General features: G+C 57.5%; 17 protein-coding genes. 5 read left to right on the forward strand and 12 right to left on the reverse strand.

The genetic code is table 11. The features are described from left to right. Positions 1–182: 182 nt before the first annotated feature. Both LINBF2_RS03485 and LINBF2_RS03490 read right to left on the reverse strand, forming a co-directional pair. Positions 183–548, reverse strand: coding sequence for a hypothetical protein (locus LINBF2_RS03485; RefSeq protein ID WP_281890458.1), 366 nt, complete (start codon positions 546–548; stop codon positions 183–185). A gap of 30 nt (positions 549–578) precedes the next feature. Next, positions 579–2,411, reverse strand: a complete 1,833-nt coding sequence (locus tag LINBF2_RS03490; RefSeq protein ID WP_281890459.1) for a glutamine--tRNA ligase/YqeY domain fusion protein — start codon at positions 2,409–2,411, stop codon at positions 579–581. Positions 2,412–2,465: 54 nt separating this feature from the next. On the opposite strand from LINBF2_RS03490, the gene LINBF2_RS03495 reads away from it, so the two are divergent. Further along, positions 2,466–3,323, forward strand: a complete 858-nt coding sequence (locus tag LINBF2_RS03495; protein ID WP_281890461.1) for an undecaprenyl-diphosphate phosphatase — start codon at positions 2,466–2,468, stop codon at positions 3,321–3,323. Positions 3,324–3,432: 109 nt separating this feature from the next. On the opposite strand, the gene LINBF2_RS03500 is transcribed toward LINBF2_RS03495, so the two are convergent. Genes LINBF2_RS03500 through LINBF2_RS03515 form a run of 4 tightly spaced genes read right to left on the reverse strand, consistent with a single transcriptional unit; the run spans position 3,433 to position 8,719 of the window. Beyond that, positions 3,433–4,251 (reverse strand): alpha/beta hydrolase, encoded by an 819-nt coding sequence (locus LINBF2_RS03500; protein ID WP_281890462.1) that lies wholly within the window; start codon positions 4,249–4,251, stop codon positions 3,433–3,435. A 5-nt stretch (positions 4,252–4,256) separates the two neighbouring features. Beyond that, positions 4,257–5,084, reverse strand: coding sequence for a proteasome-type protease (locus LINBF2_RS03505; protein WP_108282154.1), 828 nt, complete (start codon positions 5,082–5,084; stop codon positions 4,257–4,259). Continuing rightward, complete coding sequence (gene mutS / locus LINBF2_RS03510; RefSeq protein ID WP_281890463.1) at positions 5,081–7,795, reverse strand: DNA mismatch repair protein MutS; 2,715 nt, start codon at positions 7,793–7,795, stop codon at positions 5,081–5,083. Before mutS ends, LINBF2_RS03505 begins: the two co-directional genes overlap by 4 nt. A gap of 30 nt (positions 7,796–7,825) precedes the next feature. Further along, positions 7,826–8,719 (reverse strand): inositol monophosphatase family protein, encoded by an 894-nt coding sequence (locus LINBF2_RS03515; protein ID WP_281890465.1) that lies wholly within the window; start codon positions 8,717–8,719, stop codon positions 7,826–7,828. Positions 8,720–8,823: 104 nt separating this feature from the next. On the opposite strand from LINBF2_RS03515, the gene LINBF2_RS03520 reads away from it, so the two are divergent. Genes LINBF2_RS03520 through LINBF2_RS03530 form a run of 3 tightly spaced genes read left to right on the forward strand, consistent with a single transcriptional unit; the run spans position 8,824 to position 10,808 of the window. Beyond that, positions 8,824–9,597, forward strand: a complete 774-nt coding sequence (locus LINBF2_RS03520) for an RNA methyltransferase (RefSeq protein WP_281890466.1) — start codon at positions 8,824–8,826, stop codon at positions 9,595–9,597. Positions 9,598–9,645: 48 nt separating this feature from the next. Then, positions 9,646–10,416 carry a serine O-acetyltransferase gene (gene cysE / locus LINBF2_RS03525; RefSeq protein ID WP_281890468.1) on the forward strand — a complete coding sequence of 257 codons (771 nt, stop codon included), beginning with the start codon at positions 9,646–9,648 and terminating at the stop codon, positions 10,414–10,416. Between the two features lie 2 nt (positions 10,417–10,418). Beyond that, positions 10,419–10,808, forward strand: a complete 390-nt coding sequence (locus tag LINBF2_RS03530) for a hypothetical protein (RefSeq protein ID WP_104799138.1) — start codon at positions 10,419–10,421, stop codon at positions 10,806–10,808. A 45-nt stretch (positions 10,809–10,853) separates the two neighbouring features. Here the strand turns inward: LINBF2_RS03530 and mog are convergent, their stop codons facing one another. Together mog and yjgA are read right to left on the reverse strand one after the other, a co-directional pair. Continuing rightward, positions 10,854–11,474 (reverse strand): molybdopterin adenylyltransferase, encoded by a 621-nt coding sequence (gene mog, locus LINBF2_RS03535; RefSeq protein ID WP_281890470.1) that lies wholly within the window; start codon positions 11,472–11,474, stop codon positions 10,854–10,856. Positions 11,475–11,482: 8 nt separating this feature from the next. After that, a complete protein-coding gene (yjgA, locus tag LINBF2_RS03540; RefSeq protein ID WP_281890471.1) occupies positions 11,483–12,157 on the reverse strand; it encodes a ribosome biogenesis factor YjgA in 675 nt (224 codons plus the stop codon). Positions 12,158–12,236: 79 nt separating this feature from the next. Here yjgA and pmbA point away from each other — a divergent pair, with 79 nt between their 5' ends. Next, entirely contained in the window at positions 12,237–13,625 is a 1,389-nt protein-coding gene (gene pmbA / locus LINBF2_RS03545; protein ID WP_104799141.1) for a metalloprotease PmbA, read from the forward strand. 242 nt (positions 13,626–13,867) lie between these two features. Here the strand turns inward: pmbA and LINBF2_RS03550 are convergent, their stop codons facing one another. The 4 genes from LINBF2_RS03550 to cobA form a co-directional block, all read right to left on the reverse strand. Next, on the reverse strand, positions 13,868–14,314 hold the full coding sequence (locus LINBF2_RS03550) for a GatB/YqeY domain-containing protein (protein WP_104799142.1): 447 nt from the start codon (positions 14,312–14,314) through the stop codon (positions 13,868–13,870). 82 nt (positions 14,315–14,396) lie between these two features. Further along, complete coding sequence (rpsU, locus tag LINBF2_RS03555) at positions 14,397–14,609, reverse strand: 30S ribosomal protein S21 (RefSeq protein ID WP_006296472.1); 213 nt, start codon at positions 14,607–14,609, stop codon at positions 14,397–14,399. 135 nt (positions 14,610–14,744) lie between these two features. Next, positions 14,745–15,995 (reverse strand): NAD(P)/FAD-dependent oxidoreductase, encoded by a 1,251-nt coding sequence (locus LINBF2_RS03560; RefSeq protein ID WP_281890474.1) that lies wholly within the window; start codon positions 15,993–15,995, stop codon positions 14,745–14,747. Positions 15,996–16,034: 39 nt separating this feature from the next. Then, positions 16,035–16,817: a uroporphyrinogen-III C-methyltransferase gene (gene cobA, locus LINBF2_RS03565; RefSeq protein ID WP_281890475.1), complete on the reverse strand. Its 783-nt coding sequence runs from the start codon at positions 16,815–16,817 to the stop codon at positions 16,035–16,037. Position 16,818: the final 1 nt, after the last annotated feature.

Consider the following 16,818-nt stretch of genomic DNA (forward strand, 5'->3'; position numbering starts at 1 on the left):
TGCTGGCTTGGGGATATTGGGTTGAGTGGTGTCAGTAGGTGGTGCTTCATTGCCTGTTTTCAAGGCAATGCTTGCCAAGCCTGATGGACACTAGACTTGAAGAGATATTCAAGATGTTGTCCACAGGTTCATGCACAGATGCACGGGACAATTTGCATTAACTTTGCGATTGCTTCGATCAATTATTCAGAAGCATCTCTGCGGTGCTTTTCTAACCATGGGAAGAAGTACCAACCAAAAATACTTGCGAGCAATAGCAAGCCGGGAAAAATCGTATCTTTTTCCCAACTTTTCAGAAGTTGGCCTAATTTCATCTGAACTCCATCTCGCAGAATGTTCACATCGTTTGCTTCGTATGGAATTTGAATTAGGGCCATGTTGTAGCCAGAGCAATAAATCATATAAAGCAGACATATGACTTGGAAACCCATCGTTATCGGCACCATTGTTTTTGGATACTCTTTCGATAGATAGTATTGAATGGTCAAAATGGTGAAGGCAGTGATGAGATAAGGATGACCATCAAATATTTTTGAAATTAGTTCCATTTGTAAACTGAAGATGTATAAAACTTAAGTTTACTTTGCCCAAGTATCCTTGAGCCCTGTGATCTTGTTAAACACCAACTTACTACCCGCATGGTCCACGCGGTCGGTCACAAAGTAGCCGTGACGTTCAAACTGAAAGTGAGCACCTGCGGGCACGTTGGCCAGTGACGGCTCCACATACGCGGTTACCACTTTCAGACTGTCGGGGTTGAGGGCGGCTAGGAAGTCTTTGCCGCCTGCGTCGGGTTGTGCGTCGGTGAACAAGCGGTCATACATGCGTACTTCGGCTTGCAGGCCGTCGCTCACGCCCACCCATGTGATGGCGGCGCTGGCCTTGACGGTGGCGCTGCCGGGCGTGCCGCTCTTGGTGTCGGGGATGACGGTGGCTTGCACTTCGGTGATGTGGCCCGCCGCATCTTTGGTGCAGCCCGTGCACTCAATGACGTAGCCGCCTTTGAGGCGCACTTTGTTGCCGGGAAGCATTTGGCCATCCGCGCCTAACCGGGGCGGATAAAGGCGTTTGTATCCCTTGGGTGGTTCTTCTAAAAAGTCGTCACGCTCAATCCACACTTCTTTGCCAATTTTGAAATGGCGTGTGGGTACTTCAGCGCCTTCTTCTGCGTGGGGCAGTGCAGGTTGTGTGCACGGCTCTAAGTGGCCCGCACCCATCACGTCGTCCCAGTTGGTGAGCACGAGTTTGACGGGGTCCAGCACGGCCATGGCGCGGTGTGCAGTGTTTTCTAGGCTTTCGCGCAAGCAGCCTTCGAGCGTGCTGTAGTCAATCCAGCTGTCGCTCTTGGTCACGCCAATGCGTTCGGCAAACAGCTGCAGGCTCTCGGGTGTGTAGCCACGGCGGCGCAGGCCGACGATGGTGGGCATGCGCGGATCGTCCCAGCCGTTGACCTTGCCTTCGTTCACCAGTTGCGCGAGTTTGCGTTTGCTGGTGATGACGTAGGTGAGGTTGAGGCGCGAGAACTCGTATTGCTTGGGTGCAGGTGCAGCCAGCAGGCCGCACTCGCACAGGCGGTCCATCAGCCAGTCGTAGAACGGGCGTTGGTCTTCAAACTCCAGCGTACAAATGCTGTGTGTGATTTGCTCCAGCGCGTCTTCGATGGGGTGGGCAAAGGTGTACATCGGGTAGATGCACCAAGTGTCGCCCGTGTTGTGGTGTGTGGCGCGGCGAATGCGGTAGATGGCTGGGTCGCGCAGGTTGATGTTGGGCGAGGCCATGTCAATCTTGGCGCGCAGCACGGCTGCACCATCGTCCAACTTGCCATCGCGCATTTCACGAAACCGTGCAAGGTTTTCAGCGGGGGTGCGTGTGCGGAAAGGGCTGTTCACGCCGGGCTTAGAAAAGTCGCCACGGTTGACGCGCATTTCTTCTGGCGTTTGTTCGTCCACGTAAGCGTGACCGGCTTCAATCAAGGCCTCGGCAGCGCGGTACATGAAGTCGAAATAGTCGCTGGCTTGGTAGGCCTTGTCATTGCCCGGTTGGCTCCAGCTAAAGCCTAGCCATTGCACTGCGTCGATGATGCTGTTGACGTATTCGGTGTCTTCTTTTTCGGGGTTGGTGTCGTCAAAGCGCAGGTGGCACACGCCGCCGTAGTCACGCGCCAAACCGAAGTTGATGCAAATGCTTTTGGCGTGGCCCACGTGCAAGTAGCCGTTGGGCTCGGGTGGAAAACGCGTACGAATCTTGGCGGGGTCTGGTTCGCCTTTGGCGTGATGCGCTGCGTCCCCTGGGCTGCCCGCCCAGCGGCGGGTGGCGTAAGTGCCTTGGGCCAAATCGTTTTCGATGATTTGGCGCAAAAAGTTGCTGGGCTTGTGGTCTTGTTCTGTCGCGGGGTTGGCGGGTTTCGTCATGCCGTGATTTTAGGGGCCCGCACCCTCGATAATTGGGCGAGTTAAAGGAGTTGTATGGATATCGTTTTATTGCTCAAAGCTGCAGCCATGGGTGTGGTCGAAGGTTTGACCGAGTTTTTGCCTATTTCATCGACAGGTCACCTGATCTTGGCTGGCGCATTGCTGGGAATGGATGACGACAAAGCCAAGGTGTTTGACATCGCCATTCAGACCGGCGCGATCTTTGCCGTGATCATTGTTTACTGGCAAAAGATTTTCAGCACCGTGGTGGCGTTGCCTACGCAGGTCGAGGCCCGCCGCTTTGCTTTGAACGTGTTCATCGCCTTTGTGCCTGCCGTGGTGCTGGGCTTGTTGTTTGGAAAGTTCATCAAGGCGCATTTGTTCACGCCCACCGTGGTGGCCAGCACCTTCATCATTGGCGGCTTCATCATTTTGTGGGCCGAAGGCTGGGGCCGTGCCAAGCCTGAGGGCGAAGAAGAGCCAGCAATTGAGCCAGCGCGCATTGAAACGGTGGAAGCCATGTCGCCCATCGACGCTTTGAAAGTAGGCTTGGTGCAGTGTTTGGCCATGATTCCGGGCACCAGCCGCAGTGGCGCGACCATCATTGGCGGCATGTTGCTGGGCTTGTCGCGCAAAGCCGCAACAGACTTTTCGTTTTACTTGGCCATCCCCACGCTCATTGGTGCGGGTGCGTACAGCCTCTACAAAGAACGCGAGCTGCTCAGCATGGCCGATGCGCCCGTGTTTGCCGTGGGCTTGGTATTCTCATTCATCAGCGCTTGGATTTGCGTGCGTTGGTTGCTGCGCTACATCGCCAGTCACAGCTTTGTACCATTTGCTTGGTATCGCATTGTGTTTGGCATCGTGGTGTTGGCCACCGCGTGGACTGGCACGGTGACTTGGGCCGCCTAAAGCACTTGAAGCTGGTGAGTGTGGTCAGCGCCCGCGAAGGCGATTTTGAGGCGCGTAGCGACGTATGAGCCGCCGTGGGTGCTGGCCGCGCTTGCCAGCTTCAAGTCACTTAGCCAATCAAGTTCAGCAGCGCGGTTTCGACAGCCGCCGCTGCCACAAACGGATGCTCCATTGGAAATAGATGCGTGCCATCTATCTTCATCACGCGCCCCTGCGTGACACGACGGCTGAAATCTAAACCCACTTGTTTCAACTCACGCGATTGCAAGCCGCCTATCAGGGCGGCTTTGCATTTGAGCGGATGGCGTTTGAAATAGTTTTCTAAGTGATCGGGCAGGCCGTTGTAAATGGCGCTTTCCACGTCGCGGTCAAAGCTCAGCACGCGGCGTGTGCCTTGGGCGGTTTGTTCGTCGTGCGTGCCGTATTTCACATAGTCTTGCAGCACTTGTGGATGCCATTTGGCAAACAGTTTTTTGCTTTGAAAGTGGTCCATCACCTCAGCTTCGCTGGCCCAAGTGGTGCGGCGTTTGCGGCTGATGGCCGCCGGTGAAAACACCTCAGCGCCAGGCACACGCTTGACCGTTTTGAGCAGCTTGGCTTTCCAGCCGCCCAGCATGGGCGAATCGAGCAACACCACGCCACGTACCAGCTCGGGATGCTTGGCAGCGACCATCATGCTGAGGATGCCGCCCAACGAGTGGCCCACCAAAAACACGGGGCCACTTTGCGCAGCCAATGGCGAGGCAAAGTCGGTCAGCTGCTGCACCAAGTGCGGCCAGTTGTCTGTGACGGGGTAGCGTGGGTCGTGGCCAAATTTATCGATGGCCTCGACGCGAAAGCCACGCGCACGAACGGCTTCGAGCATGACGCGGTAGGTGCAAGCTGGAAAACTGTTGCCGTGCGAAAAAACGATGAGCGGTTGTGTCATGCCGGTCAGATGAGTTTGTCGTCTGGGGTTTGAATTTTCTTCAATGCCTGCACACGCTGTGCAGGTTGCAGCAAGGGCGTGGCAGTGGCCGCACCGTTCCACACGGGATCTTCAATGCCGTCAAACACTTCGCGCAGTTTGACGCCCCATGTGTTGTGCATCATCTGAAAGTACGGATTGTTTTCGTCAATGCAAACCACCTTGTCGCTTTCAAACTTGTCGGCTTCGTAAACCACCATATCGAGCGGCAGACCAACAGAGAGATTGGACTTGAGTGTGGAGTCCATCGACACCAACGCACACTTGGCGGCTTCGTCCAGCGGGGTGTCTGGATGCAACACGCGGTCAAGCACGGGCTTGCCGTATTTGGATTCGCCAATTTGGAAGTAGGGTGTTTCAGCCGTGGCTTCGATGAAGTTGCCGGGTGAGTACACCTGGAACAAACGCATGCCTTCGCCTGCAATTTGCCCACCAAAGATGAGCGACACATTGAAGTCCACACCCGAGGCTTTGAGGGCGGCTGCATCGCGCTCGTGCACACGGCGAATGGCTGCGCCTAATACGCGCACCGCATCAAACATGCTCTTGGCGTTCCAGATGGTGATGGGTTCGCTCTCGGGGGTGTCTTTGAGTTGCTCGACTTGCAAGATCTCACGCACCGATTGCGAGATGGACAAATTGCCTGCCGACAACAACACCATGAAACGGTCGCCCGGCTTCTCGTACACGATCATTTTGCGGAAGGTGCTGATTTGGTCGAGGCCCGCGTTGGTGCGCGAGTCGGACAAGAACACGAGGCCCGCTTTGAGTTTGATACCGACGCAGTAGGTCATAACAGTTTCTTCAATTGATACAGAGCGTCCAACGCATCGCGTGGACTGAGTTTGTCGGGGTCGATCTCGGCCAGCTTGGCTTGCAGTGGGCTGGGGCCCACATCGTCTTGCAACGGCGGTGGCGCAAACAGATCGACTTGTACCTTCGATGCGTCAGCCCCCGCTTCAAGCGAGGCCAACGCATGGCGGGCATGACTGAGTACAGCAGAAGGCATGCCAGCTAAGCGAGCCACTTGAATACCGTAGCTGCGGCTGGCGGGACCGGGCTGAATTTCGTGCAAGAACACAATGCTTGCGCCACTCTCGGCCGCGCTCACATGCACGTTCACCGCAGCGCGGTGGTTGGCAGGGAATTCGGTGAGTTCAAAGTAATGCGTGGCAAACAGCGTGAAGGCTTGGGTCTTGTCATGCAAGTGGGTGGCAATGCCGCTGGCCAAGGCCAAGCCGTCAAAGGTGGATGTGCCGCGACCAATCTCGTCCATCAACACCAAGCTGTGCGGCGTGGCAGCGTGCAAGATTTGCGCGGCCTCGGTCATTTCCAGCATGAAGGTCGATTGCGCGTTGGCCAAGTCGTCGGCCGCACCAATGCGGGTGTGGATGGCGTCAATCGGGCCTAAGCGGCAAGCCGTTGCGGGCACATGGCTGCCAATGCTGGCGAGCAGCACGATGATGGCCACTTGGCGCATGTAGGTCGACTTACCGCCCATGTTGGGGCCGGTGATGACTTGCATGCGGTGCAGATGGCCCAGCCGCGTGTCGTTGGCAATGAAGGTTTTGGCTGCGCCGCCAGCCACCACGCCATGCGTTTCAGCCAAGCGGGCTTCCACCACGGGGTGGCGGCCTTGCTCAATTTCAATGCACGGTGTTTTCACAAACTCAGGTGCGCACCAGCCCAGCGTGAGCGAGCGTTCGGCCAAGGCGCACAGTGCGTCGAGCGTGGCCACGGCTTGCGCCAAGCGGGTGAGTGCGGGCACGAACTGCTGCAAGGTGTCGAGCAGTTGCTCGAACAAAAACTTCTCGCGGGCTAGGGCACGCTCTTGGGCGCTGAGCGCTTTGTCTTCAAAGGTTTTGAGCTCGGGCGTGATGAAGCGCTCGGCGTTCTTCAAGGTTTGGCGGCGCGTGTAGTCGGCCGGCACTTTGTCGATCTGGCCTTGCGTGACCTCGATGTAAAAGCCATGCACTTTGTTGAACTGCACGCGCAGGTTGGCAATGCCGGTGCGCTCGCGTTCGCGGGCTTCGAGTTCAAGCAAGAAGCCATCGCAGTTGTTTTGGATGGCGCGTAGCTCGTCCAGGTCAGCGTCGTAGCCGTGGCCAATGACGCCACCATCGCGCACCAAGACGGCGGGCTCGGGCAGCAATGCGCGTTCGAGCAATGCACCGCATTCGGGCGGCACGCCCATGTCTTGGGCGATTTGCACCAACAACGTGGGCGACAGAAGCGAGGGCGGCAGAGCGCTCTGCTGCGTGTCCCCCGCTCGCTGCGCGAGCTCCTCCTTGACCTTCGCAGAGCGCTCCACCGCCCTCGCTTCTGAGGCGATAGGAATCAGCGGCTGAATGCGCAACGCCTTTTGCAGCGCCTGACCTAAGGACACCAATTCACGTGGACGCACTTGGCGCAGCGACACGCGGGCGCTGATGCGCTGCACATCGCCTGAGCCTTTGAGGGCGTCGCGCAGCACTTTGTAGCTTTGCGTGCGGTTGTCTTGCAGCGCTTCAATAGCGGCCAAGCGGTGCATGGCTTGCGTGCGGTCGCGCTCTGGCGAGAGCAGCCAGTTTTTGAGCTGGCGGCTGCCCATGCCCGTCATGCAGGTGTCGAGCAACGAGAACAAGGTGGGCGAGTCTTCGCCGCGCAGTGTTTGGGTCAGCTCTAGGTTGCGACGGGTGGTGAGCGGCAGGTCGATCAGCGCATCGTTGCGTGCCACGTACACGCCGTGCATGTGTGTGAGGGCGCGACCTTGGGTATGTTCAGCGTAGGCCAGCAGTGCGGCGGCGGCGGCGTGAGCTTGCACTACGTCTTGTGCGTTCCACGCATTGAGCGAGGCGGCTTGCAAATGCTCCAGCAGCTTGCGGCCACCCAAAGCGGCATCAAACTGAAATGCGGGGCGCACTTGAGCGGGCAGGCCAAGGTTGCTGCAAAAGTTTTTCAGCTGTTGCTCAAACGCGGGGCTAACCTCGGCGCTGTAAATGATTTCGCTGGGGGCCACGCGGGCAATCCAGTTGGGCAGCTCTGCTGTCTCACACTCGGCCAAGTGCACCAAGCCTTGCGTGACGCTGAGCCAGGCCAAGCCGCATCCGGCGCGGTCGCTTTGGTGAATGGCCAATACATAGGCTTCGGTTTTGTCGCTGAGCAAGGCGCTGTCTGTGAGCGTGCCCGGCGTGACCACGCGCACCACTTTGCGCTCGACAGGACCTTTGCTCGCACCCACATCGCCCACTTGCTCGCAAATCGCCACGGATTCGCCTAGCTTGATGAGGCGTGAGAGGTAGGTTTCGAGCGAGTGAAACGGCACACCGGCCATCACCACGGGCTCGCCGTTGGACTGGCCGCGTTGCGTGAGCGTGATGTCGAGCAGGCGCGTGACCTTCTCAGCGTCCGCAAAGAACAACTCGTAAAAGTCGCCCATGCGGTAGAACAACAGCGTCTCGGGGTGGTCAGCTTTGAGCCCCAAGTACTGCTGCATCATGGGTGTGTGCCCAGACAAATCACGCATCGCAGTGCCTGCCAGAAAGTGTTGAACGAGTTACAGCGGCGCGTCTGGCGCTTGGCGTGAAATGCTCAAAGTCTTGGCTGCTGTGCTGGCCGCGCGCTTGTCGTCTGCGCCTGCAAACTTGGAATATTTTTGCGTGATGGGCACCAACTGTGCGTAGATGCGGGGAGGCGCGGCCAAGCACTCTTCGTGCTCAAGGTAAGGGCCTTCGCCCGTGAAGTTGCTCACCAAGCCACCGGCTTCGGTGATGAGCAATGCGCCTGCGGCCATGTCCCAAGGCTTCAAGCCGAGTTCAAAGAAACCATCGCTAAAGCCCGCGGCCACATAGGCCAAGTCGAGCGCAGCAGCACCGGGGCGGCGCAAGCCAGCCGTGCGCTGCATCACATCGCCCATGAGGCTGAGGTATTTGTTGAAGTCGTCACCTGGGCGGAACGGGAAGCCGGTAGCGAGCAAACACTCTTCCAGGCGAGTGCGTTTGCTCACGCGGATGCGGCGGTCGTTCATGAACGCGCCACGGCCTTTGGTGGCGGTGAACAAGTCGTTGCGGGTGGGGTCGTAAATGACGGCTTGCTCTAAGCGGCCTTGCACTTGCAAGGCGATGCTCACGCAGTAGTAGGGGAAGCCGTGGATGAAGTTGGTTGTGCCATCGAGTGGGTCGATGATCCAGATGTGGTCTGCGTTGGGGTTGCCGTGCATGGTGCCTGACTCTTCGGCCAAGATGCCGTGGTCGGGGTAGGCGGTGAGCAGGGTCTCGATGATGATGCGTTCGCTGTTTTGGTCAACTTCGGTCACAAAGTCGTTCACTTGCTTCTGTGAAATACGCACAGCTTCCACGTCGAGCGCAGCGCGGTTGATGATGGCGCCTGCGGCGCGTGCAGCCTTGACGGCCACATTGAGCATGGGGTGTACAGAAGAAGAGGACGACATAGATTTTGTGAAGAGCTGGCCTTGGCAGACCGAAGATGAACGCCCGGCGATGCGGGCGGCGACAATGAGGCAGATTTTACGCGCTAAGACTTACAAAACCATCTATGAAAACCCGCTTCATCCTAATAAACACCAGCCACGCCGGCAATGTGGGGGCCACGGCCCGCGCCATGAAGGTGATGGGTTTCACCGATTTGGTGCTGGTCGCGCCCCGTTGGGACAACGTGCTGCGCCGCGAAGAGACCATCCAGCGTGCCAGCGGCGCCCTAGACGTGCTGGCCAATGCCCGCGTGGTGGCCACTTTGGATGAAGCAATTGATGGCCTGCACCACCTGTGCGCCACTGCCATGACGCCCCGCGACTTTGGCCCGCCCACGCTGGAACCCCGTCCGCACTTTGCCGCCTTAGCCGCCGAGCACAAGCAGAACGCCGACTTTGGCGTGGGCTTTTTGTTTGGTTCTGAGCGCTTTGGCATGCGTAACGAAGACGTGTACCGCTGCCACACCTGCCTGAGCATTCCGACAGACCCGAAGTTTGGTTCGCTGAACTTGGGCGCGGCGGTGCAGGTGTTGGCTTATGACTGGCGGGAGGCATTGGGCGGGCTTGCCACGATGGTGCCTTCTGAAGAGATTGCGCCCGCAGCGCAAGAGCCAACGCCCTTGGCCGACGCTCAACAACTCGCAGGCTTGCTCGATCACTGGCAACAGTCGCTGACGGACATTGGCTTTTTAGACCCAGAAGCGCCGAAGAAACTCATGCCTCGCCTGAACCAGTTGTTCAACCGCGCGCAGGTGACGCAAGAGGAAATTCACATCTTGCGTGGCATTGCCAAAACCATGTCGCAAGCTGCCAAAACTGCGGACCAAAAACAAGCCTAAAAATGCAGCCCCAAAAGCATCTATTCAGGCAACGATAATCACGCCACTATGTTTTCACGCCTACGCTCTGATGTTCAATGCATTTTGGACCGCGACCCCGCCGCTCGAAGCCGCTGGGAAGTGCTGACTTGCTACCCCGGCTTGCATGCGGTGCTGCTGCACCGCTTGGCGCATGGCTGCTGGAACATCGGCTTCAAGTGGCTGGGCCGCTTTATTTCACACATCTCGCGCTGGTTCACCGGCATTGAAATTCACCCCGCCGCCAAGATTGGCGACCGCGTGTTTTTCGACCACGCCATGGGCGTGGTGGTGGGCGAAACCGCCGAGATTGGTGACGGCTGCACGATTTACCAAGGCGTGACCTTGGGCGGCACGTCGCTCTACAAAGGCGAAAAGCGTCATCCCACCTTGGGCAAAGATGTGGTGATTGGCGCAGGCGCCAAAGTGTTGGGCGGTTTCACCGTGGGCGACGGTGCCAAAGTGGGCAGCAACGCTGTGGTGACCAAGCCCGTGCCTGCAGGTGCCACTGCGGTGGGCAACCCCGCACGCATCATCCAAGCTGAGACCGATGCGAAGCGTGAAGAAGCCGCATCCAAGATGGGCTTCTCAGCCTATGGCGTGACGCAAAACGACGACCCTGTGAGCCAAGCCATGCGTGGCTTGATTGACAACGCTACGTCACAAGAACACCAAATTGCTTTGTTGTGGAAAGCCATTGAACAGCTCTCTGCAGGTCAAGCCAAACCCGATTGCGTGCCTACAGATGCTGCTCGACAAGAGCACTTTGAGGCGGCACGCATCAACCAGCTGTTGGATTGACGATGCGTTTTTTGAATGTGTACCCCAAGCGCTTGTGGGCGACTTTGAATCCTGTTGGGGCTTTTGAGGGCCAGTTCACGTTTGACTTAGAGCAATACGGTTTGGTGACCAGTGACATCGTGTGTGATGTGACGGTTTGTGAAGACCCGCTGATGGTTGGGCAGTGGAAGATCCTGGTGAAGCCCATGTTTGACGTGGAGATGCCGCACTTTGACAAGTTTGTGGACACGCTCAATCACTATGTGTTTGAGGTGTTGCAGTTCATGCCTAGCCGCAGCGCACCTGGCAACGATCTGCCGATGGTGAAGCTATTTTTTGATGGCATCTACTTTGATATGTCGGGTGATGAGCCGGTTGTGCAAAAGATCGGTGCAGGCAGCACCCAGAAGTAAAAAAGCCCGCTGAGTCAGCGGGCTTTTTTGTGGGCGTGTGTTGCGTCACACGCGCTTAGATTTCAACGCAGTCTTAGGACGCCAGCCTTTGCAAAACGCATCGCGCGTTTCCATGTACGGTCCGCCAATCAAGTCGATGCAGTAGGGCACCGCAGCAAAGATACCGTCCACCACTTGTTTATCCTCTGCGTCTTTCAAACCACCCAAGGTTTCTTGGATGGATTTGGGTTGACCGGGCAAGTTGATGATGAGGCACTCGTCACGAATCACGGCCACTTGGCGTGACAGGATGGCGGTGGGCACAAACTTCAAACTCACTTGGCGCATTTGCTCGCCAAAGCCCGGCATTTCTTTGTGTGCCACGGCCAAGGTGGCCTCGGGTGTCACGTCGCGCTTGGCTGGTCCTGTACCACCGGTGGTTAGCACCAAGTTGCAACCCGCATCGACCAGCTCAATCAGAGCTTGGCTGATGGTGGTTTGCTCGTCTGGGATGAGGCGCTCGACATACGCAATCGGGTTGTACAAAGCATGACCCAGCCAATCGCGCAAAGCGGGCAGGCCTTTGTCTTCGTAAGTGCCGCTAGAGGCACGGTCGCTGATGGACACGATGCCAACCTTGATGGTGTCGCAACGGGCATCTGGGGTAGGCAAGGTGGTGTCTGTCATGGCTTGAATCACGGCTTGTAAGAATCTTCGTCGTCATCGGGCGTGTGCAGCACATCGTCCACGAGGTTGAACTGCTCTTTGATGAGCTGGAAAATTTCGCGGAAAGCGCGGCTTTGGCGTGGCAACAAACCTTTGGCAATGTCTGCTTTGGTGGTGACGTCATCCTTGCGCGCTTGACGAACCAGTGCACGGAGCTGCTGACTGTCGGTGCTGGGGTATTCGTTCATCCACTCTTGCAGAGCTGTGTCTTCGGCCATCAGGCGATCACGCCAGCTTTCGGCCAAGTGCAGGGCCAAGGTGTCTTTGGTGCTGCCCATGCGTTGCTCGTTGAGCGCGTCTTTGACGGCCTCCACAGATTCTTCGCTGAGCTTGCGCATGAGCTTGCCGACAAATTGCATTTGACGGCGCTTGCCTTCAAAATTGGTGATGCGGCGGGCTTCGGCCAGTGCTTCTCGCAGCAGGTCGGTGATGTGGCCTTGGGTGTTCAGGCGGTCCATCAACTCAGTGCGCAGTGTCAGCAGCTCGACGCCCAAGTCTTGGCGGTCGTCGCTGTCTTTTTTGCGGTCGGTGCGGCTCAGGCCCTCAGTGCCTTTGAGTTCGGCTTTGAGTTCGAGGTCGAGTTCGCTGCCTTCGGCCACAAACTGGCCTCGGACAAAGTAACCTTTTTTGGGTTTACGTGACATAAATTGGGGAGCTTTAAATAGGTCGGTTTGCCCTTCAACACAAAGAGCAAACGCAGTGGCCAGTATCATAGCCTTCGATATGACCAAAGCCTCTAAAACCCAAGCCTCATCCCACACGCCTGCTCAAGGTTTCAGCTACAGCCGCGAGCACTTCGAGTCGCTCGTCGATGCAGCCCTGAAGCACGCCAAAAAGCTGGGAGCCACTGATGCGGGGGCCGATGCGTCTGAGGGCTGCGGCTTGAGCGTGTCGGTGCGCAAAGGCGAGCTAGAAAACGTCGAGCGCAACCGCGACAAATCATTGGGCGTGACGGTGTACTTGGGCCACCGCCGCGGTAACGCCAGCACGTCCGACTTTTCGCAAGCCGCGATTGAGCGCACCGTGCAAGCGGCCTACGACATTGCCCGCTTCACCGCCGAAGACCCCGTGGCTGGCTTGCCCGACGAAAAAGACATTGCCACCCACCACCCCGATTTGGATTTGTTCCATCCTTGGAACATCACCAGCGCAGACGCGGCCACCCTTGCACTGCGTTGCGAAGCCGCGGCCATGCAAACTGACAAGCGCATCACCAACAGCGAAGGCGCTGCGGTGTCGGCGCAACAAAGCCATTTCTTCAGTGCCCACACTCATGGTTTTCGAGGTGGCTATGCCAGCTCACGTCACACCATTTCGGTGGCGCCCATTGCGGGTAAGGGCGACGGCATGCAACGCGACGCGTGGTACAGCTCCATGCGCGATGCCCATGAGTTGGCTTCACCCGAGTCAGTTGGGCGCTACGCAGCCGAGCGCGCCTTGAGCCGCTTGAAATCTCGCAAGATTGCCACGATTGAATGTCCTGTGTTGTTTGAAGCGCCCGTGGCCGCTGGTTTGCTGGGCGGTTTTGTACAAGCCGTGAGCGGCGGTGCGTTGTACCGCAAGAGCACCTTCTTGCTCGATTCGTTGGGGACCACGGTGTTCCCTAAACACATTGATATTTCAGAAGACCCGTTTGTCATGCGTGGCAAAGGCAGCTCGCCGTTTGACGACGAAGGCGTGACCGTTCGCGCACGCCGCGTGGTGGATGCTGGCCGTGTGGAAGGCTACTTCCTCAGCAGCTACACCGCGCGCAAACTGGGTATGCCCACCACAGGTAACTCAGGCGGCTCGCACAACTTGGTGATGTCTTCACGCCTCACTCAAAGCGCAGACGACCTCGATGCCATGTTGAAGAAACTAGGCACGGGCTTGTTTGTGATTGAGCTGATGGGCCAAGGCGTGAACTACGTGACGGGCGACTATTCACGTGGAGCCAGCGGCTTTTGGGTGGAGAACGGGCGCATTGCTTATCCTGTGCAAGAGATCACCATCGCGGGCAATATGAAAGACATGTTCCAAGGTATTGAGGCCATTGGCTCGGATGCTTACACGATGGGTGCTAAGACGATTGGTTCTGTGCTGATCAATCGCATGAAGGTGGCAGGTAGCTAGTCTTCTTTGCTCGTTGCGTTTTGGCTTTGTAGTTTGCTTCTGCGCGAATGCGGTGTGGCGTAACTGCCCTAGGCTCCTCTTCGCTGCGCTCAGAATGTCGCTACGGGCAGTCACGCCACACCACATTCGCTTTATGCGCTCTACATAAGTTTTGTCGCTGCGCTCAAAACCCTTACTTCAACAGTAAAAGCAGGGGAGTCCTTCCCCCTCAGCCACAACAGTTAGACAAGAGCGGCTAAGCCTTAGCCCGCCAACGCAGCCTTAACAGCAGCAGACACCAGACCCATATCAGCCTTGCCCGCCAACTGCGCCTTCACAGCGCCCATGACCTTGCCCATGTCACCAGCACCCGTGGCGCCCAGTTCAGCCACGATGGCTTTCACAGCAGCGGTGATTTCTTCGGCGCTCAAACGCTGAGGCAAATACACCTCCAGCACTTTCATTTCGGCGCTTTCGATGTCAGCCAAGTCTTGGCGCTGTGCTGATACATACGCAGCCACCGAGTCCTTGCGTTGCTTGATCAGCTTGTCCACGATGGCGATCACCATGACGTCGTCCAGCTCCACGCGCTCGTCAACTTCTTTTTGTTTCATTGCGGCTTGCAGTAGGCGGATGGTGCCCAAGCGCACGCTGTCTTTGGCGCGCATGGCTGTTTTCATGTCTTCGGTGATTTGTGCTTTGAGGCTCATGGTGTGTTCCTTGGGAGAAAAGTTGTTCGAAAAAAAAGCCCGCTGAGGCGTCCCTAGCGAGCTTTTTTGGGGCAGAGGCTGCTTAGTACAGCTTCTTGGGCAACTGCATGCTGCGGATGCGCTTGTAGTTGCGTTTCACGGCTGCTGCTTTTTTGCGTTTACGTTCAGCGGTTGGCTTCTCGTAGAACTCGCGAGCGCGCAAGTCGGTCAACAGACCCAATTTTTCAATGGTGCGCTTGAAGCGACGCAGAGCGACGTCAAACGGTTCGTTTTCTTTTACACGGATGGTGGTCATTACCAAAATTTCCAATTATTTGCAGTCAGAGGGTGCCTAGGAAGATCGTGCCTGAGCGCCATGCCTGCGGTGTTCCCCAACATTAAGTTGATCAGGCCGTTGGGGGTTTGCCAGCAAAGACCGAAATTATAGCGACTAAACCGCCGGTTTTAAATGGGCGCCCAAGGCTTTTGCGCAGGCGTGCGCGCTGGACCAAGCCCATTGGAAGTTGTAGCCGCCCAGCCAGCCGGTGATGTCCACCACTTCGCCAATGAAATACAGGCCTGGTTGCTTGGATTCCATGGTTTGCTGCGACAAATCGCGGGTGTCCACGCCGCCCACGGTGACCTCGGCTTTTTTGTAGCCCTCGGTGCCCGTGGGGGTGAGGGGCCAAGCGCTCAGGCGCTGGGCCAAGAGGTTCAGGGCTTTGTCGCTGGCTTCAATTACGGGGCGTTGCCATGCTGCGTCTTGGCTGGCCCACGTATCGGCGAGGCGTGAGGGGACCCAAGCGTTGAGTTCGTTGGCAATGAGCTTTTTAGACTGCTGCTTGGCTGTCATCAAGGCGTCAGTCAGGTCCACCTCGGGGGCGAGGTTGATGCGTAAGTCAGTACCTGCTTGCCAATAGCTAGAGATTTGCAGCACGCCTGGGCCAGACAGCCCTCGGTGGGTGAACAGCAAATCTTCGTCAAAGCTTTGCAGGGTTTTCTTTGCGCCTGTTTCGATGCGCACAGGCAGCGAGAGGCCCGAGAGTTGGGCGTAGGGCGCCCACGCTTTGTCGTCAAAGGTGAGGGGCACAAGGCCGGGACGGGGCTCAACCAAGCGCAGGTTGAATTGCTTGGCCAGTCGATAGCCAATGTCGGTCGCGCCAATTTTGGGGATGGACAAGCCGCCGGTAGCGACCACCACAGCCGCTGCGTGCACTGTGCCTTGACTGGTGTCGACTTCGTAGCGTTGCGCATCAGGGGCGGCGTCGGAGTAGCGAATGTCTTTGAGGTTGCAAGGCTGCCAGCGGGTGACGCTGCCGCCGCTCGCCGAGCCATTGCATTCAGCCAGCAACATTTGAATCAGGTCTTCGGCGGAGCGGTCACAAAACAGCTGGCCTTTGTGCTTTTCGTGAAACGGAATGTTGTGCTTTTGCATGAGCGCCACAAAGTCTTGCGGCGTGTAGCGCGACAGCGCGCTGCGACAAAACTGAGGGTTGTCACCCAAAAAGTGTTTGTGCGGGGCGCGAACATCAAGCTCGCGGTTGGTGAAGTTGCTGCGGCCCCCGCCGGAGATGCGAATTTTTTCGGCCACTTTCTCGCTGTGGTCCAGCACCAGCACTTGTAAGCCTTGTTGCGCAGCCACGCCTGCACAAAACAAACCGGCAGCACCGGCGCCCACGATCACAACGTCAAAAATTTTCATGCGGCGAGTTTAGTGGTGCTGCGCTTTAGCGCTAAGCACTTAGCCCGCAGAGGCTTGCAGTTCAGTGCCGTGTTGCATCGCCAGCAAGCCTTTGAATACATCGCCAATCACGATGACAGACGGGCTCGCCAGTCGCTCGCGAATGATGGTGTCATGCAACTGCTGCAGCTCGCACACCACATGGCGCTGCGTAGGCAGGCTCACTTGGTGAATCACGGCCACAGGCGTATCGGCGCGCATGCTTTGCAGCAGGGCGTCTTGCAGATGCGCTGCGCCAGTCACGCCCATGTAAATGACCAGCGTGAGTTTGGCTTGTTGTGCAGTTTGGCCCAATGCCACCCAGTCCACGCTGTCAGCCGCACCTTGTTTGGCGTGGCCGGTGATGAACACCACGCCATGCGCGTGTTCGCGATGGGTGAGGGGAATGCCCAACGAGGTCACGCCCGCTAACCCGGAGGTGATTCCATTGATGACTGTGACCGTGATGCCTTGCGCCTGCAAGTGTTCGACTTCTTCGCCGCCACGACCAAAGATGAACGGGTCGCCGCCTTTGAGGCGCACCACGGTTTCGCCCGCCAGCGCTTCTTGGGCCATGAGTTTTTCAATGAAGGCTTGCGGGGTCGATTTGCAGCCGCCGCGCTTGCCCACATGGATGATGCGTGCCGTGGGCGAGGCATGGGCAGTGATGGCGTCGCTGACCAAATCGTCGACCAGCAATAGGGTGGCCGAGGCAATGGCTTTGACAGCTTTGAGCGTGAGTAGCTCAGGGTCGCCCGGGCCAGCGCCGACCAAGGTGACAAGGGGTTGAGATGGGTGTGTCATG

This window comes from Limnohabitans sp. TEGF004 (assembly GCF_027924965.1).
Lineage (GTDB): Bacteria > Pseudomonadota > Gammaproteobacteria > Burkholderiales > Burkholderiaceae_C > Limnohabitans.

What these genes read in the sequence shown, in the direction of transcription:
- LINBF2_RS03505 (WP_108282154.1), bottom strand. Translation starts at nt 5,084, where the DNA reads ATGACCTACTGCGTCGGTATCAAACTCAAAGCGGGCCTCGTGTTCTTG.
- LINBF2_RS03485 (WP_281890458.1), bottom strand. Translation starts at nt 548, where the DNA reads ATGGAACTAATTTCAAAAATATTTGATGGTCATCCTTATCTCATCACT.
- rpsU (WP_006296472.1), bottom strand. Translation starts at nt 14,609, where the DNA reads ATGACCACCATCCGTGTAAAAGAAAACGAACCGTTTGACGTCGCTCTG.
- LINBF2_RS03500 (WP_281890462.1), bottom strand. Translation starts at nt 4,251, where the DNA reads ATGACACAACCGCTCATCGTTTTTTCGCACGGCAACAGTTTTCCAGCT.
- LINBF2_RS03560 (WP_281890474.1), bottom strand. Translation starts at nt 15,995, where the DNA reads ATGAAAATTTTTGACGTTGTGATCGTGGGCGCCGGTGCTGCCGGTTTG.
- cysE (WP_281890468.1), top strand. Translation starts at nt 9,646, where the DNA reads ATGTTTTCACGCCTACGCTCTGATGTTCAATGCATTTTGGACCGCGAC.
- LINBF2_RS03550 (WP_104799142.1), bottom strand. Translation starts at nt 14,314, where the DNA reads ATGAGCCTCAAAGCACAAATCACCGAAGACATGAAAACAGCCATGCGC.
- LINBF2_RS03530 (WP_104799138.1), top strand. Translation starts at nt 10,419, where the DNA reads ATGCGTTTTTTGAATGTGTACCCCAAGCGCTTGTGGGCGACTTTGAAT.
- mog (WP_281890470.1), bottom strand. Translation starts at nt 11,474, where the DNA reads ATGACAGACACCACCTTGCCTACCCCAGATGCCCGTTGCGACACCATC.
- LINBF2_RS03520 (WP_281890466.1), top strand. Translation starts at nt 8,824, where the DNA reads ATGAAAACCCGCTTCATCCTAATAAACACCAGCCACGCCGGCAATGTG.
- mutS (WP_281890463.1), bottom strand. Translation starts at nt 7,795, where the DNA reads ATGCGTGATTTGTCTGGGCACACACCCATGATGCAGCAGTACTTGGGG.
- pmbA (WP_104799141.1), top strand. Translation starts at nt 12,237, where the DNA reads ATGACCAAAGCCTCTAAAACCCAAGCCTCATCCCACACGCCTGCTCAA.
- cobA (WP_281890475.1), bottom strand. Translation starts at nt 16,817, where the DNA reads ATGACACACCCATCTCAACCCCTTGTCACCTTGGTCGGCGCTGGCCCG.
- LINBF2_RS03515 (WP_281890465.1), bottom strand. Translation starts at nt 8,719, where the DNA reads ATGTCGTCCTCTTCTTCTGTACACCCCATGCTCAATGTGGCCGTCAAG.
- LINBF2_RS03495 (WP_281890461.1), top strand. Translation starts at nt 2,466, where the DNA reads ATGGATATCGTTTTATTGCTCAAAGCTGCAGCCATGGGTGTGGTCGAA.
- yjgA (WP_281890471.1), bottom strand. Translation starts at nt 12,157, where the DNA reads ATGTCACGTAAACCCAAAAAAGGTTACTTTGTCCGAGGCCAGTTTGTG.
- LINBF2_RS03490 (WP_281890459.1), bottom strand. Translation starts at nt 2,411, where the DNA reads ATGACGAAACCCGCCAACCCCGCGACAGAACAAGACCACAAGCCCAGC.